General features: G+C 30.9%; 15 protein-coding genes. 5 read left to right on the top strand and 10 right to left on the bottom strand.

Annotated features, from left to right (window positions below):
- Positions 1-17: 17 nt before the first annotated feature.
- Positions 18-1,028 carry an alcohol dehydrogenase catalytic domain-containing protein gene (locus tag RXO53_RS01045; RefSeq protein ID WP_410712425.1) on the bottom strand — a complete coding sequence of 337 codons (1,011 nt, stop codon included), beginning with the start codon at positions 1,026-1,028 and terminating at the stop codon, positions 18-20.
- Positions 1,029-1,207: 179 nt separating this feature from the next.
- Between RXO53_RS01045 and RXO53_RS01040 the strand changes: the two genes are divergently transcribed.
- Positions 1,208-2,692, top strand: a complete 1,485-nt coding sequence (locus tag RXO53_RS01040; RefSeq protein WP_410712424.1) for a dihydropteroate synthase-like protein — start codon at positions 1,208-1,210, stop codon at positions 2,690-2,692.
- Positions 2,685-3,656, top strand: a complete 972-nt coding sequence (gene mvk / locus RXO53_RS01035; protein WP_410712423.1) for a mevalonate kinase — start codon at positions 2,685-2,687, stop codon at positions 3,654-3,656. Before RXO53_RS01040 ends, mvk begins: the two co-directional genes overlap by 8 nt.
- A 453-nt stretch (positions 3,657-4,109) precedes the next feature.
- On the opposite strand, the gene RXO53_RS01030 is transcribed toward mvk, so the two are convergent.
- Positions 4,110-4,343 (bottom strand): MoaD/ThiS family protein, encoded by a 234-nt coding sequence (locus tag RXO53_RS01030; protein ID WP_410712422.1) that lies wholly within the window; start codon positions 4,341-4,343, stop codon positions 4,110-4,112.
- Between the two features lie 74 nt (positions 4,344-4,417).
- A complete protein-coding gene (locus RXO53_RS01025; protein WP_410712421.1) occupies positions 4,418-5,137 on the bottom strand; it encodes a hypothetical protein in 720 nt (239 codons plus the stop codon).
- Between the two features lie 74 nt (positions 5,138-5,211).
- On the opposite strand from RXO53_RS01025, the gene RXO53_RS01020 reads away from it, so the two are divergent.
- From RXO53_RS01020 to RXO53_RS01010, 3 genes are all read left to right on the top strand, one after another.
- Positions 5,212-6,162: an aldo/keto reductase gene (locus RXO53_RS01020; RefSeq protein ID WP_410712420.1), complete on the top strand. Its 951-nt coding sequence runs from the start codon at positions 5,212-5,214 to the stop codon at positions 6,160-6,162.
- A gap of 132 nt (positions 6,163-6,294) precedes the next feature.
- Entirely contained in the window at positions 6,295-6,837 is a 543-nt protein-coding gene (locus tag RXO53_RS01015) for a rubrerythrin family protein (protein ID WP_410712443.1), read from the top strand.
- A gap of 15 nt (positions 6,838-6,852) precedes the next feature.
- Complete coding sequence (locus RXO53_RS01010) at positions 6,853-7,971, top strand: glycine cleavage system aminomethyltransferase GcvT (RefSeq protein ID WP_410712419.1); 1,119 nt, start codon at positions 6,853-6,855, stop codon at positions 7,969-7,971.
- Here RXO53_RS01010 and gatB read toward each other — a convergent pair.
- The 7 genes from gatB to aspS all read right to left on the bottom strand — a co-directional run bounded on the left by gatB (position 7,968) and on the right by aspS (position 16,132).
- Positions 7,968-9,389, bottom strand: a complete 1,422-nt coding sequence (gatB, locus tag RXO53_RS01005; protein ID WP_410712418.1) for an Asp-tRNA(Asn)/Glu-tRNA(Gln) amidotransferase subunit GatB — start codon at positions 9,387-9,389, stop codon at positions 7,968-7,970. The two genes, RXO53_RS01010 and gatB, sit on opposite strands and share 4 nt — an antisense overlap.
- A gap of 1 nt (position 9,390) precedes the next feature.
- Positions 9,391-10,827: an Asp-tRNA(Asn)/Glu-tRNA(Gln) amidotransferase subunit GatA gene (gene gatA, locus RXO53_RS01000; protein WP_410712417.1), complete on the bottom strand. Its 1,437-nt coding sequence runs from the start codon at positions 10,825-10,827 to the stop codon at positions 9,391-9,393.
- The gene (locus RXO53_RS00995) at positions 10,824-11,117 is read right to left on the bottom strand and encodes an Asp-tRNA(Asn)/Glu-tRNA(Gln) amidotransferase subunit GatC (protein WP_410712416.1); all 294 of its coding nucleotides are present in this window, start codon (positions 11,115-11,117) and stop codon (positions 10,824-10,826) included. The genes gatA and RXO53_RS00995 overlap by 4 nt, the downstream gene beginning before the upstream one ends.
- Positions 11,118-11,140: 23 nt before the next feature.
- A complete protein-coding gene (locus RXO53_RS00990) occupies positions 11,141-12,199 on the bottom strand; it encodes a PhoU domain-containing protein (protein ID WP_410712415.1) in 1,059 nt (352 codons plus the stop codon).
- 130 nt (positions 12,200-12,329) lie between these two features.
- A complete protein-coding gene (locus tag RXO53_RS00985) occupies positions 12,330-13,889 on the bottom strand; it encodes a radical SAM protein (protein WP_410712414.1) in 1,560 nt (519 codons plus the stop codon).
- Positions 13,890-13,891: 2 nt separating this feature from the next.
- Positions 13,892-14,611 (bottom strand): TerC family protein, encoded by a 720-nt coding sequence (locus tag RXO53_RS00980; protein ID WP_410712413.1) that lies wholly within the window; start codon positions 14,609-14,611, stop codon positions 13,892-13,894.
- Between the two features lie 192 nt (positions 14,612-14,803).
- Entirely contained in the window at positions 14,804-16,132 is a 1,329-nt protein-coding gene (aspS, locus tag RXO53_RS00975; RefSeq protein ID WP_410712412.1) for an aspartate--tRNA(Asn) ligase, read from the bottom strand.
- Between the last annotated feature and the right edge of the window lie 147 nt (positions 16,133-16,279).

Below are 16,279 nucleotides of genomic sequence, written 5' to 3'. Positions count from 1 at the left end.
ATAAATCTTAAAATTAATTATCCTGCAATCTTTACTAAAATTCTTCCATTTCTTTCTCTTGAGAATAAAGAACTTATAGCTAATTTTATATCTGATAAACTAAAGACCTTCCATATTATTGGTTTTACTTCATTTTTGTTAGCTAAATTAATTAATCTTAAAAGCTCTCTTCTTGTTCCGCCCGTGACACCGATTATTTTAATCTCTCTAGAATAAATTTCACTTATAATAATGCTTGCAGTTTGACCTGTTAATGCGCCAAAAGTTACAAACCTACCACCGGTATCTAAAAGCTTAATGCTCCTTCCAACAGTTTTAGATCCTATAGAATCTATAACAACATCAGCGAGCTTGCCACCATTAACTCTTTGCAAGGCATTCAATGCTTGATTCATATTTACTACTTCATCTGCTCCTAGCTCCTTAACCCAAGGTTTGGATGAAATTGCTATAACTTTAGCCCCCATCCTTTTGGCTAATTGAACTGCAAATTGCCCAGTATTACCGGATGCCCCAACTATAACAACTGTATCATCGGGTTGAATTTCCGATTCTATTAAAGCATGAAATGCTGTTAAACCGGCTATTGGCAAGCTTACACCTTTTTCCCAACTCAGACTATTTGGTATCTTTATCACATTTTGATGTTTAACAACAACATATTCTGCAAATCCACCATTTGTTATTCCTCCGACTAATCCTCCATTCCTGCAAAGATATTCCTTACCAGATATACATAGATCGCATGTTCCATCAAAAATTCTAGGATATACAATTACTCTATCTCCTTTATTAAAATTTTTAACTTTTGAACCAACCTCTTCTACATAACCACCAAATTCAGAACCTGGTATATGAGGAACAGGGTTTATATTTCTTAACCCACTTATTATATAATAGTCCACGGGATTAATTCCTGCATATGCAACTCTTATCTTAACTTCATCGTCAGATATGTGAGGATCTGGAACATCCATTACAGAGAGATTGTCAAGACCAAAAGGCCTATTAACTACTGCTGCTTTCATTCAATACACCTATCTTATATTGTGTTTATAAGTAAATAAGCATTTATTATTAGCATACAAAAAAGAAACTTATTAAGCTTAAATAATATATATTATTATATTTAGTTATATTAATAGGTAATTTTATTAGACTCTATTGCAAACAAAGAACTGGATAGGCTATCCAGAAGTGGTGGTAAATGAAGATAGCTATACTGACAAGCACAACAGCGGAAGAGTTAGTTAAAGACTTGATTAAAAATGATAACAAAAACAAATATGATATTGATATAATTGCGCTACCTGTACCAGTTATATCTATATTAGATACTAATGTTATATCAAAGATTATTATGAAAAGAACATATTTATTAAATAAGTTAAAGGATTCCAACATAATAATTATTCCAGGATTAGTAAGAGGTAGCACTGAAGTAATTGAAAAAGCAACAAATGTAGAAACTTATAAAGGACCTAAATCTTTGGGCGTATTACCTTATGCTTTAGATTTCATATACAACGGAGGTAAATTGGATAAAATAAAAAGTGCTGATGAAGTTATGGGCTCGGTTATTCCAAAAATAACCTATAAAACTGCATTTAAAATAAATGATAATATAGATATCCCAATGAGAGGTCCACCAACAATAATAATAGCTGAAATCCATCCAGATATAAGGCTTGAAGAAGTTGATGAAATTGCAAAAAGATATGTTAATGATGGAGCTAAAATTCTTATAATAGGCTCAAATCAAAAAACGGATCCAGAAATTGTAAAGGAAAAAATTAAAATTGCAAAAAAATATGCTCCTGTTTTTGTTGAATTGTCTGATATTTCTTTAATAAAAAGCTATCAAGACTTAGGTATTATAGGAATAAGCACCTCTTCTACATTTATACAGAATAATTTAGATCAAATACCAATGGATCTAGCAATAATAATAGGAGATAGAAACATTAAAAGACTTAAAAAAATAGGAAAGGATCTAATTAATAGGGGTTATAAGGTTATAATAGATCCTGTATTAGGTATACCTGGGATCGATTTTGTTAATAGCATAAAAAGATATATAAATGCTATAAAAAGCATAAATGCTCCAATACTATTTTCTGCAGCTGACGTAACAGAGGAAATTGAAGCAGATACTTTGGGAATTCACGGATTATTGGCTATGATATCTATAGAATTAGGTGCATCTCTATACTTAGTCGTTGAAGAAACTTATAAATCAATTAGAGGTGTTTCTGAGGCTAGAGAAGCTATTAGAATTGCTGAAACAGCATATTCACTAAAATCAAGTCCTAGAGGCATATTTAGCAAGTTATTAGTGGTAAAGCAAGAAGATAAGCCAATTAACATTATCGATCAAGCTAAATATGAAGAAGTAAATTATATACCCCCTAGCTATAACTTTAATGATTACATACAAATTAATGTTGATTATAATACAAAAAAAATTAAAGTTTTATTTAAAAGAAATAATGAAATATTAGCTGCATTGCAAGGAAAGCATGCTATGAGCATAGCAAGGGAATTGGTAAAAAGAATTAATATATCTGCAGATCACGCAGCTTATTTGGGATATGAATTGTCAAAAGCTGAAATAGCTTTAAAACTGGGTAAAACCTATGTTCAAGATGAACCTATAATAGTTCCACCGTGGAAAGGCGATAACAGTGACTAAATCTATATCGATTTCTCCCGGTAAAGTAATATTGTTTGGAGAACATTTCGTAGTTAAAGGATCAAAAGCGCTCGTTGCTGCAATAGACCTATACACCAAGGCAGAAATAGAGGAATCGAACTGGCCATCTGAAATTGTTAGTGAAGGAACAGAAATAAGGGGTAAAATTAATGCAGATCTTAAAGTTGTAGGTTCTAAAGAATTAGAACCTTTTGCAAGAATTTTAAGTGTTCTAAAATCATGGGGTTTTCAACTTTCAGGTTTTAAGGCAAAGATATCCAGCGAAATACCCATGTCTGCTGGCTTGGGTTCAAGCGCTGCAAGTGCGGCAGCATTTAGCTTATCTTATACGAATATGTTAGGATATAAGCTCAACGATAAAGAACTGTTTACGCTTTCAAATGAGGCAGAAAAAATAACGCATATAAACCCTAGCGGAGTTGATAGCGCGGCAATAACTTATGGCGGAATACTAATTTTCAAAAAAGACGTGGGAGTAATTTCAAGGCTAAACACTTTGTTTTCAGATAAATATTCCTTCATAATTGCAGATTCTGGAATAAAAAGAAGCACTTCAGTTCCTGTTAAAGATGTCTTAATATTATCGGAAAAATTATGGCCGGCAGTTTCATTAATTTATGATGTTGCAGATAAAATTGTTGATCTTGGAAACGATGCGATAAGCAATGATGACTATGAAACTTTAGGAACTCTTATGAATATAAACCAAGGCCTATTAAATTCAATCGGTGTTTCATCAATAGAATTAGAGGAAATAGTATATAGAAGCAGGCTTGCAGGCGCTATTGGAGCTAAGTTAACTGGTGCCGGAAGAGGAGGTTCTGTTATAATTTTAGCTCCCTCTAATAAAGTTGAAAGCATAATCGATAAAATAAAATGTTGCGTTAGGTGGGCCAGTAAAATAAGGATTAGCCAAAATGGTGCTAGAGTAATATCGGGTTAAAACATGAATATTTATCTGATTTGTTTAACTATTATTATATTTATATTGATAGTAAGTTCATTAATATTAAGCTTTAGAAAATTAAAGAAAAATAGTCATTAAGATATTAATTATTAATTAGTTCAATATAATTTTTATATAATTCTTTTAACTTTTTTAACCTAATAGGTGTTAATGACGCTAAAATCCCTTTCCGTAATATATGGATAACCTCAAAGTTTTTTCATTTATTGCAAAATAATTATATGTAGACTCTGGCTGTAATAGATAGTTATACCCTTGGGAATAAAGAACTTAATGTGAAAAGTACACCTTCTAACCTATCTTCCATAAGAGGCATCACAAAACAGTTCTTTTGATGGAACATCAGCTTTAAGGGGGCCATATCTTTCTAAGAAATAAGAAATATTCATGGTGAGGATTAATGCCTGCTATAAGGGCGGGATAGTTCACTTATCCACCTCCAGTTTCAGGCAACAAAACTATAGTATCGCCACTCTTGACTTTACTTTTTAAATCCGCCCCTTTCCCATTTACTATAATTATATAATCATCCCTTCTAAGCTTTTTGAGAAATGGTAATAAGTTTTCAATAGTCTCTTCTCCATTAATCTCTCTTTCTTCATATTGCTTTCCAGATAAATCAGTTAAATATCCTAAATATTTTATTTTAATTTTGCCATCCATGTTTTATCCCAAATTCCTATAATAAAGCTTATTACATAAAAGTTTTAATTTATATTTTTTAAGATATAGAAAATTTAAATGAGATACAAAACGGAGTTAAATTTTCCCGACAGTATTTTTCTTGCTTCTGAATCTATTAACCATGACATCCATGTTATCCTTACTGGGTTTATATTAATAGATCTAAATATAGCTTCAGTTTCTTTAATATAATTTATGTAATTTTTATAAGAACTCTTTAAAATTATACCTGAACCGCTGAGAATACCATTTACTACCTTTATAACAATCTTATCTGGCATTAGAGTATCAATACCCCCCATAATTCTTAAATATTGATAAGTAACGATTCCTACACCATTTACTCTACTTAAGTCTTCCTTCTTAAAGTTATCAATATTATTTGAGAAAGCCCAATTTCTAATCTTTTCCCTATCATTATTACCGGGATAATTAGAAAATACCCTTGAAATTCCTATTGCTGCTCTCCATGATCTCTCATTTTTCCAAACGCTTTTCAGCTTTTCAATATCATAGTTTATAATATCATTAAATGACCTTATTTCATTGGTATCATAAAATTTCTCTTTGAATTTCATAACTGCAGGTATAACTGTATTAAAATAATTTAAACCAACGCTAGTAAATGATGCATCTAGCACCATAAGAATTCCTATACCTTCCCATCTCATTGATTTCAAACTTCTGTTAACAAATTCATCAAGCATATAAGCCTTCTTCATGTATTCATTTACAATTATTTTAAGTTTTTTTAAGTTCTCTTCGTTATACATACTCCTCACTAACAATTTAATTTCTATACATATGCTTATATTTTCTGTTTTTAATTAAATTGTGGTGATATAATTTGGAATATACAACTTTAGGAAAAACTAATGAAAAGATTTCAAAAATTGGCTTAGGTGCGTGGCAATTTAGTGATGCCTGGGGAGTTACTGAATATAACATTGCTAAACAAGTTGTATCCTCTTCTATAGAGCTTGGTATAAATTTGATCGATACTGCTATGGTTTATGGAAGAGGAATGAGCGAGTCTTTTTTAGGAAAAGCTCTAAAAGAGCTTAATATTGAGAGAAGCAGCGTTTTCATAGTTACAAAAATTCCAGGAGAATTCTTATCATATGATGATGTGTTTAAAGCAGTTGACAGATCTCTAGATAGATTACAAACGGATTATATAGATGCATTGTTAGCTCATTGGCCGCCAGTATGGCATAATCATCCAACATGTGAATACATGAAAGCGTTTGAAAGACTTGTTGAGCTTGGAAAAATAAGGTACCTTGGATTAAGCGATTTTCCCCCAGAATTAGCGGAGTCGGCAAGATATTGCCTATCTAAGAATGATTTACAAATAATGGAAATAAGGTACAATTTAGTTGAAAGACAAGCAGAAAAAGAAATAATACCTTATGTCGAGTCTTCAGAAATGACCATGCTTGCATGGAGCCCATTAGCAAAGGCTGCAATATTAGGTAAATATAGCATGGATGAAATAAATAATTTTAAAGACGTAAGGAGAAATGATGCAGTATTTTTACCAGAAAACTATAAGCAAATACTAAAATTAGCTGATCTTATCAAAGAAGTAGCAAAAAAATATAATAAGACTCCATCACAGGTAGCATTAAACTGGATATCATCATATAGCAAAAACATAGTACCAATACCTGGGGCAAAGAACAAAGAACAAGCAGCTGAAAATGCTGGAAGTGTTGGGTGGAGATTAAGTTATAACGATTGGAGAAAGATTGATGAAATGAGCAAATCAATTAAGTTTACATATGTTAACTTTTAAATTCATTTAACTATAGATAGTATTTTTAAAACCTTTTATATATTAGTTTAAATACTAACTTTAAAACTTATTAATATGTTAAATACAATATTATAATAGGTGAGAATATTGTCTCAATCAGATCATCCTGCTATGACAGAAGGAGCATTGGAGTCTAGTTATGGAGGAGAATCTATGGCCCATATGAGATATTTGATTTTTGCTGATATAGCTGAAAAGGAAGGATTCAAAAATGTAGCCAGATTATTTAGGGCCATTGCTTTTGCAGAACAAGTACATGCTAGAAATCATTTTCAAAGACTAAGCAAATTAAAAGATGGCAAAAAAGTTGTAGCTGATGCCCCATTTGGTCCTGGCAATACATCTAAAAACTTAGAACTTGCAATAATGGGTGAAGAATTTGAAGTAAATGAAATGTACCCAACTTATATAGAAATGGCTAAGTTCCAAAAAGATAAAGAGGCAGAAATTTCGTTTAGATATGCATTAGAGGCAGAAAAAATACATGCCAAACTTTTCAGTGAAGCTAAAAAATATGTTGATGAAGGAAAAGACATGCCTATAGATGGTTTTATATGGATTTGCCCTGTTTGCGGACACACATTAATAGCTAAAGAGCCTCCAAATAGGTGCCCGATATGTGCTGCTTTTGGTAAAGATTTTATTAAATTCTGAATAAATGGTGATCCTATGTATAATGTACACCTCCAAGACCTTCATCAAAAGATAAATGCAAGCTTTGGAGAATTTGCTGGCTGGAACGTACCAATGATATATACTTCTACAATGGAAGAGCATTTAGCTGTTAGGAAATCTGTTGGTATTTTTGATATAAGCCACATGGGTAGACTTAAGATAATAGGAAAAGATTCCTTAAATTTATTAGAAAAAGCATTCACAAAGAAAATTTATAAAACAAAAGAAAACTTCATGAGCGGACCTACACTTGCATTAAATGAATATGCTAGAGTCATTGATGATGAGATGTGGTATAAAATTAATGATGAAGAATGGCTCGCTGTACCAAATGCAGCTACCAGAGAAAGGATTATAAATCATTTTAAATATATTATTGAAAAAAATAAATTTAATGTTGAAATAAAGGATTTAACATTTGATTATGCTCTTTTAGCTTTACAAGGACCTGAAAGCCAAAATATTATGGATAAATTAGGAGCATCATGGACATCAAGCTTAAAACCCTTGGAATTTAGACTAAATGAAAAAATAAAGGATTCAAATATTTTTCTTATAAGCAGGAGTGGATGGACAGGAGAAGATGGCTTTGAAATATGGGCAAGTCCAAAAGATGCCGAAAAATTTTACAACAATATAATAAAAGAAGGCGTTAAACCAATAGGAATTGCAGCAAGAGACACTTTAAGAATTGAAATGGGATTTGTTTTAGGAGGAAACGAATATGGGGAAGACCCTCTAAAATACCCATGCGCATTGAGTCTAAAATATGGTATGGGAGCTATAGATTGGGAAAAAAGCGGATACATAGGAGAAGAAAGCCTTAGATCTTGCCGTAAAGAAGGTCTAAGATGGATTAGAATAGGGATTGAAATGAAAAAAAGCTCTGCTCGTTTTATACCTAGGCATGGATATAGAATAATAATTGATGATATAGATGTTGGATGGGTTACGAGCGGGACTTATAGTCCAATTTTGGAAAAAGGTGTTGGAATGGGTTATATAGATACTAGATATTCAATAACAGGAGAACCGATTACAATAAGTGATGGCAAAGGCAGAACTGGTGAAGCAAAAATATCAGAATTTCCATTAATCAAGAAAAAAAGCTAATGCTTAGCTAAAGCCATCTCTATCATTTTTCTAATTGTTTTTGGATCTATAGCTTTTCCTTTAGCTTTCTTTAAAACTTTGCCAACCAAATAATCAAGAGCCTCTTTTTTGCCTGAAATAAAATCCTCAACTGCTTTTTTCTCTTCATTTATTACAGAAATTATTAAATTTGTGGGCTCTACCTTTTCTGGTAAGACTAAGTCCATATAATTATTATCAAGCAATTTTGACAATATATTATATTTTAATTCATCATATGTATATGATTTGCTGGAGACCAAAGAACTTAATAATTTTAATACCTGTTTGTTTGGCCAGTTGCTCTTTTCATAAATGTTTTTTCCTGATTTTTTTAATAAACCTTTGTAATCTATAGCTAAAATTCTTGCTGTTATTTTAGGATCAGAACCAATTCTAACTGATTCTAAAAATAGTTCTGCTGCAGGCTTTACAGTTATCAAACTCCAAGCTATTCTTTGAGATACTCCATACATAGTTATTCTATTCATAATAGTTTCTGGGGTTATAAAATTATTAGACATAGCTTCCTTTAATAGTTGTTCTGTTTTTATCGCTGGTATATCTGGGTCAGGAAAATACAAGTATTCTTCTTCCATTTCCTTACTTCTCAAAGGTTTTGTTACTCCCCTTATTGAATCCCAATGTCTAGTTTCTCTTTTTATTTTTCCTCCTTCTTCAACTATTTTACTTTGTCTAAAAATTTCATACTTTAAAGCCTTTTCCAAATCTAATGTACTCCCTATGTTCTTAACTTCTACCCTTTCTCCTTCTTCTACGCTTACGTTTGCATCTACTCTAAAAGATCCCTCTAATCTTGGATTAATGGCGCCTATATATTCCATAGTTAATAAAAGATATTCAACAGCTTTTCTTGCATCTCTGGGCGTGGGAATCTCAGGTTCTGTAACAACCTCTAATAAGGGAACCCCACTTCTATTATAATCTAAGTATGCATATTCACTTAAAATAATATTCCCCTCGCTATATTCAGTTTTCCCAGGATCTTCTTCTATGTTCATTCTTCTTAACGTAACATTTTTCCATGTTAAATGATCAGGATCAAAATACTTTAAAATACCTTTCAAACAAACAGGAATACCCCCTGCCTTTTCATATTGAGTTATTTGGTAGTTTTTAGGTAAATCAGGGTAAAAATAATGTTTTCTTGTAAACACCATATATTCTGGTATTTGACAATCAAATGATTTGGAAACTAATAAAGCTAGCTTTAATGGATTTCTTCTAGGAACTGGTAATGCACCTGGTAATCCTAAACAAACAGGGCAGATATTAGTATTAGTTTCATATTTTCTATAATTTGAATCACAATCACAAAAAAGTTTTGTTCCTGCTTCTGTGAGTTGCGTATGTATTTCCAACCCTATTTTGTATTTCATCTTAATCGCCTGCTATTAAATTATACAATCCTGTTTTTTCTTCTATAAATGATCCAAGTGTCAACAATTTTTCTTCTTCAAATGGACCAGCCATAAATTGAATTCCAACGGGCAAATTATTATAAAAGCCAGCTGGCATAGCTAATGCCGGAACACCGGCTAAGTTTGCTACAACAGTATAAATATCCATGGCATATAATTTTAATGGATCTTTAATTCTTTCACCTATTTTAGGGGGTAATATAGGAGAAACTGAGCTCGCAATTATACAGTGCTTTGTCATATTTAAAATTTCATCTCTTATAATTCTCCTTCCTTTCGTCGCAGCTATGTAGTAATCGTTTATAAAACCTTCGCTTAAAGCCAATACTCCCATTAAAATCCTTTTCTTAACCTCAAGACCGAAGTTATGCCTTCTTGTATTTTCACTCATTTCTTTATAACTAAACCCTTCTGATGAAACTGGATACAACTTGCCATCATATCTAGCTAAATTACTTGCCGCTTCCGCAAAAGCAATAGTATAATAAGTTGGTAAGGCATACTTTAACTTTTCGAACCTGCCTTCATATTCAATATCTATCCCCTCATTTTCTATTTTTTCTAGCAATTTATAAATAGTTGATTTGATAGGTTGCTCCGAATCTTCTATAAATTCATTAGGAACACATATCTTAAATTTATTATTAATTGTTTTATTATTAATTGTTTTAAAATCGTAATTTACACTGGTTGCATCTTTTTCATCATAGCCTTTAATAACGTCCCAAATTAAAGCCAAATCTTTTACGCTCCTAGCCATGGGACTTATTTGCTCTAAGCTATTGGCATATGGAATTAACCCGTATCTGCTCACAGTTCCATAAGTAGGTTTTAGGCCTACTGTAGCAGTATAGGAGGCAGGTAACCTTACAGATCCCCCTGTATCGCTTCCTAATGAGAGGTCACAACTTCCATAAGCTAAACTTGCAGCACTACCTCCACTACTGCCTCCTGGAACCCTTGTTATATCCCATGGATTTCTTGTTAAACCATAAGCGCTAAACTCTGTTGTAGAACCCATAGCAAACTCGTCTAGATTTGTTTTTCCTATTATGATTCCACCTTCCTTTAATATTTTTTCAACAACCGTTGCATTATATGGAGGTACATAATTTTCTAATATTTTAGATCCTGCAGTAGTAGGCAAAAAATTGGTTGATATGTTATCCTTAATGCTAACAACTATACCTGGTATTTTCATATTTATTCCCGAAACCATATTTCTTTTTATCTCATTAATTCTTTCTAAAATAAAATCTTCAGAATCAATGGATATATATGCATTTATAACAATGTCTTTTTTTCTAATTATATCAATTTTTTTAAAAACATAATCTTCGATATCTACACTTCCATTCCTTAAGTTCTCTATTATAGTAACAGCTGTCTCCTTCATTTTTCCCCCTTCCACGGTATTTTAATTTTATTTTGAATAATTCTTTCATTTGGTATTAGGTTATCAATGTTTATCTTTTCTATACCAACATGTGATGGAGGATCTAAAATACCGTCCCAAACATTATAGAGAGGCTTAACATCAAGTGAACTTATTGACGAGACCTTGTTTAATAAACTTCTAATCTCATTAATATCATTGCAAAGCTTTTCAAGTTCTTCTTCAGTAATATTAAGCCTCGATAAGTCTAATAATTTATTTATTAAGTCTTCTTCACATTTTTTGCTCAAATTTGCCCACTTTATGAGTTTAACTAATGCATCTTATTATATTTTACGTTCCCATTTATTTCTCTTTCCATATTTAATCCAACTTGAGCCTCAATTATATCTATAGAATATGCCATAGCTCTCCTTAATCCGTCTAATATTGGATAGATTTCATAAAATTGCTTTGACCCCTTTAAGGATTTAATTAATTCGAGCTCTTTTTCAATTAATTCATGAATTCTTGAATATAGCTTAAGAAGCTCGTTTGCTTTTTGGCAAGTTCCTATATTGTCGACAACAGAGATAACTTCTTTAGATACATCTGTTATAAGATTGTCTAACATTTCTGGTATCTGGATTTCGTTTATGTTTTCTAATATCCATGTAGACATAGCTACTATATGATCGGCAATCCTTTCAATACTTTTTATAATTGTATATAGATTAATTGCTTCAGTTGAATTATAAATGCCTAGATCCTCAAGCTTTACAGTTTCTTGTAATGTAAGATTAATTTGTTTATAAATATACAAATATAGTTTATCTATTACATCATCTCTTTTTATTATGCTATTAAAAATTTCTTCATTTCTATTTTTTATTGCATTTCCAAAGTCTTCCAATATAGATTTAAATGTCTTCCTCATATTTTCTATAGCGAGTTTTGTAGGTATTGAACTTAAGTCTACAACAACGTGCAAGGTCACACTGTTCTCATTTTCTTCTAAGACTTCAAGCCCAACCACCTTATTTCTTACAATATTTATTATTTGACCTACCCTGTTTAGTATTAATGGTGAAAAGACAAGCTTTATTGATGTGTATCCAGCTAAATAAGCTGAAATGACTTCCATAATAATGGCAGAATCTAATAAATTTTCATTTATATAAATCTCTTTTATAATATCCCTCGGTTTCTCTTTATATTTTGATGAATAGACTTTTAATGCATTATCTCTTGTTAGTTCCATAACAACATCTAATCCTTTATCTATTCCTAACTCATCTACCCATTCCTTTGGTATAGAAATTATATATGTTGATCCTCCAGTTATTTGAACCTTCCTTATCATTCTTGTTTCTTTTTGATTTTTCTTAGACATCTTTATCACACTATATATATCTATAAATAAAATTTAAAAATATATATTTTATAAAGATTTTGATAAATAATCAAATTTTATCGATATTACTGAACTAAATATCAAAAGACTAATTAATTTGATTTATCATCTACATAATATCATTTTTAGTAATCACTTCCCCTCTTATTGCTCTAGACGAATGTACTCCTAAAACCTTTATTTCATTTATATAACTGAGCCTTGCATAATATCCTTTTATAATTACCATTAAAGGATAGCTCCCTACTTGCCTTGCATAGCAAAAACTTTTATCACACTCCTCAACCCATAAGTCCTTTAATATTGTACCTTGAGGGACAACTAATGATAACATATAAGGATCAAACTTATCCCTAACATAATGAATAAAAGATTTAGTAATGCCTTCATTCTTTCTTCTTATTCCATGGTATAACCTATAAACTTTCGTATTTTCCAATGCAAGCAACTTTCTTACATTTACTCTTCTAACCATTAGTTTTCTTTTAACTATTTCTTCTAAAAATTCTTTATTATATCTATAAGTTTCCTTTGTTTCTCCTGGTAATCCTAATATAAAATTAATACCTGGCAATATTTCTGGCAAACCATTATAGCCTCTAGAGGAACCAACAGAATTAACAATTTCTATGGACTTAATAGCATCTTCAAATGTTACTTTCAAGTTGTTAATTTTAATTACATTTGGGTCTAAAGATTCAATACCAAACGCTGCAACATCTCCTGGTGTGTGATACTTTATTATTTTAATTAAGGCTTTCTTGGATTCTTTTGGATACCTAGATATAGTGCCTGGATTTACATTATCAATATGTAAAACATGTAAATTTGGAGCATTAAACCTTATACCATAAAATAGCCTTTCTAATTCGTTTGGGTTTGGTATAGGCCATTCATCTTCTCCTATCCTGTTTGACCCATAAACAATGATATCTGCCTGTCTCCCTAATCTAAAAGATCTTGCACCATTATCATATAAAGCCTTTACTTCTTTAACTATGCCTTCCACTTTTCTTTGTATTGGTTTCCCTCTTAGCGGTTCAACACAAAAACTACATCCACCTGAAATCCATCTAGAGCAACCTCTATAAGTTTCCAATTCTACTATTAGGTTTTTACCATAATTAGGATGTTGCTTTATTATCTTAGCTCCTAAAACTGAAAATTTATCTACATCATCATAATTTTCTCTTATTTTATGAGGTGAGGCACTGCTTTCGCCAAATTTAAAAAAGTCATAAAAGTAAATTTCCGGATCTCCAGTTACTAATATATCAAACCCTGCTTTTTTGAACACTGAAGGACTTATAGCTTCTCTACCTCCTAACTGACCCATCCCCCACTTTGCAGCTGGACCAACTAGTACTTTAAACGGTTTATTTAAAATCCTTGCATATATTAATAGTTCTTCACCTGTTATGGGTTTACCTCCAATGTATTTACCTGGAACTACAACTCCTGCTGAAAATATAACTAAATCATAACTATTATAATTATTTAATCGACTGTTTCTAAGCTGGTCTATTGTTATATATACTATTTTTATATTATTATCAACACTCCATATAGCCCCTGCTATGTATCTAGGATAAACATCTATATAAGGTGGAACACCAAGACCTCCAGGCTCATCATTATAGCCGTCAACTATTAAGACTTTTCTTATCATTGCTATCTTCCTTTTTTATTTAATAAAAATGAATATAATAAAGCTAAGACTATAATAAATATTATGATAATTATTGAAATATATTCTGGTATAAAATAATTGAGATTCAAAGATTTGCTTATACTATTTATTAATGAAGCAATGCCTATATAACCTAATCCTACAGCAAGAAATCCATCTATATGTTTTAAATTTATCAATGATTTGTTTACATTAAAATATATAGATCTAATCATCATTGTTCCGAATATAGTTGAAGAATATGCTATGATTTCATTTTTTGTAAGTAGAACTATCGCAGGTATTGAATCAAATGCAAAAATTATATCAGAAGCCTCAATTGCCAAAATAACAAAGAAATATTTTGTAGGATAAATTTTACCGTCCTTTTTAATGAAAAAAGAAAATTTTTCGTTAGAGAAATCAGCTTTCATTTTTTTCTTAAAAAATGATATAAGCCTAGATTCTTCACTTTCATTCTTTACTTCATTTTTTCCCAATTCATATGCACTAAATAAAACAAGCAAAGATAATATAACAGATCCTAAATTGAATATATCTATCAATTTGATGCCTGCAAAAACAAAAAGAAACCTAAATATCAATGCAGAATAGCTTCCTATTGCTACAACCTTTTCTTGAGATTCAAAAGATATAGAAAATTGTTTAAATATAAGCAAGAAAACAAGGATATTGTCTATGCTAAGTGAAATTTCTAACAAATAAGATACCAAATATAAGTAAGAGTCACGAGGTCCTAAACTAAAATATAACAAAAAAATGAAAAAAATTGATAATAAAATCCAAATAAAAATCAAATACTTAAAATTTTTCTTAAATAAAAATTCTAAACTAATTCCAAATACAAGCATGAAGAATAAAGAAAACCATAATAAATACATTCATATTCACACTTATGGCGTTATCCTTTCAGTATCTCTCGGCAGTAATCTTGCTTCTCTAACATTATCAAGGTTTAAGAATTGCTTCACTATTCTTTCTAATCCTAGACCAACTCCTCCATGAGGTGGAGTCCCATCTTTGAAGAAATCTAAATAAAACTTAAACCTTTTTTCATCTAATCCTTTATCTTTTAAATTTTTAATTAACATATCATACCTATGCTCTCTTTGACTTCCGGTAGCTACCTCTAATCCTTTAAATAACAAATCAAAACCATAAGTCCATTGATTATCTTCTTGCTTCCTCATAGTATAAAATGGTCTTACCTTCCACGGATATTCAGTTATAAAAACAAAATCGCTATTAAATTCCTTTTTAACATATTCACCTAAAAGTCTTTCTGATTCAGTGTCTAAATCATCACCAATTTCTAAATGCTTCCCATAATAATTTTCTAATATCTTATAAGCTTCTCTTATAGGTATTCTAGGTATTCTCTCTGGCATTGAGACCTCTAAATTGAAAAACTCTTTAACAGGTTTTAAATACTTATCACTTAAAGCCTTTTCCGACATCCTCTTAAAGAATCCCTCTACAGTATTCATAACATCATCAACATTACTTATATATCCCATCTCCATATCTAGTCCATGAAACTCTGATAAATGCCTTACAGTATGATGAGCTTCTGCTCTAAATACTGGTCCTATTTCAAAAACTCTTTCTAAACCTGATATAACTGCCAATTGCTTATAAAATTGCGGGCTCTGAGCTAAATACGCTTCTTTACCGAAATAAATAACAGGAAATACTTCAGCCCCTCCTTCTGTACCTGTTGCAACAATTTTTGGAGTAAATATTTCAACAAAACCATTGTCTGTTAAATATTCTCTAAAAGTCTTCGCAACCCATGATTCAAATATAAATATTGCTGATACTCTCCTGTTCCTTACATCGAGCCATCTATAATCAAGCCTCACATTAAATTGTGCTTCAATACTACTATCAGGATCTAATGGTATTGGTTCATAAGGCTTATTTAATATGTTTAATTTTTTTACTTGTACTTCATATTTCAATGATGATTTACCCTCGGTTAAAATTCCTTCAATACATATAATAGATTCCTTTATCAGATCTTTTGATTTTTCAATTTCTTCTTCAGGGGTTATCCCCTTTTTAAATACAAGCTGCATCACTCCAGTTCTGTCTCTTAACAATACAAATTTAACTCCGCCTAAATCTCTTATATTACTTACCCAACCGCATATCTTAACATCTTTGTTTAAATGGCTCTGGTAATTTTCGTATATGTCTTGGACAAAGTTATTTTTAAGCATTTTATATCTCCCTTCAATTTTAATATTTATCTCAATTTTTAACTCTTTATGTTGAATTATCTCTACTCAATTTTAATATAATTAATTCCCATAATTCATAAGGAATAAGATTAAATATTAATTTGAAGCAATTAAATAATAGGATTT

Source organism: Caldisphaera sp., from assembly GCF_046536515.1.
Classification (GTDB): domain Archaea; phylum Thermoproteota; class Thermoprotei_A; order Sulfolobales; family Acidilobaceae; genus Caldisphaera.
The sequence above is the reverse complement of the archived record's forward strand: the minus strand, read 5'-3'. Positions and strand labels throughout refer to the sequence as shown.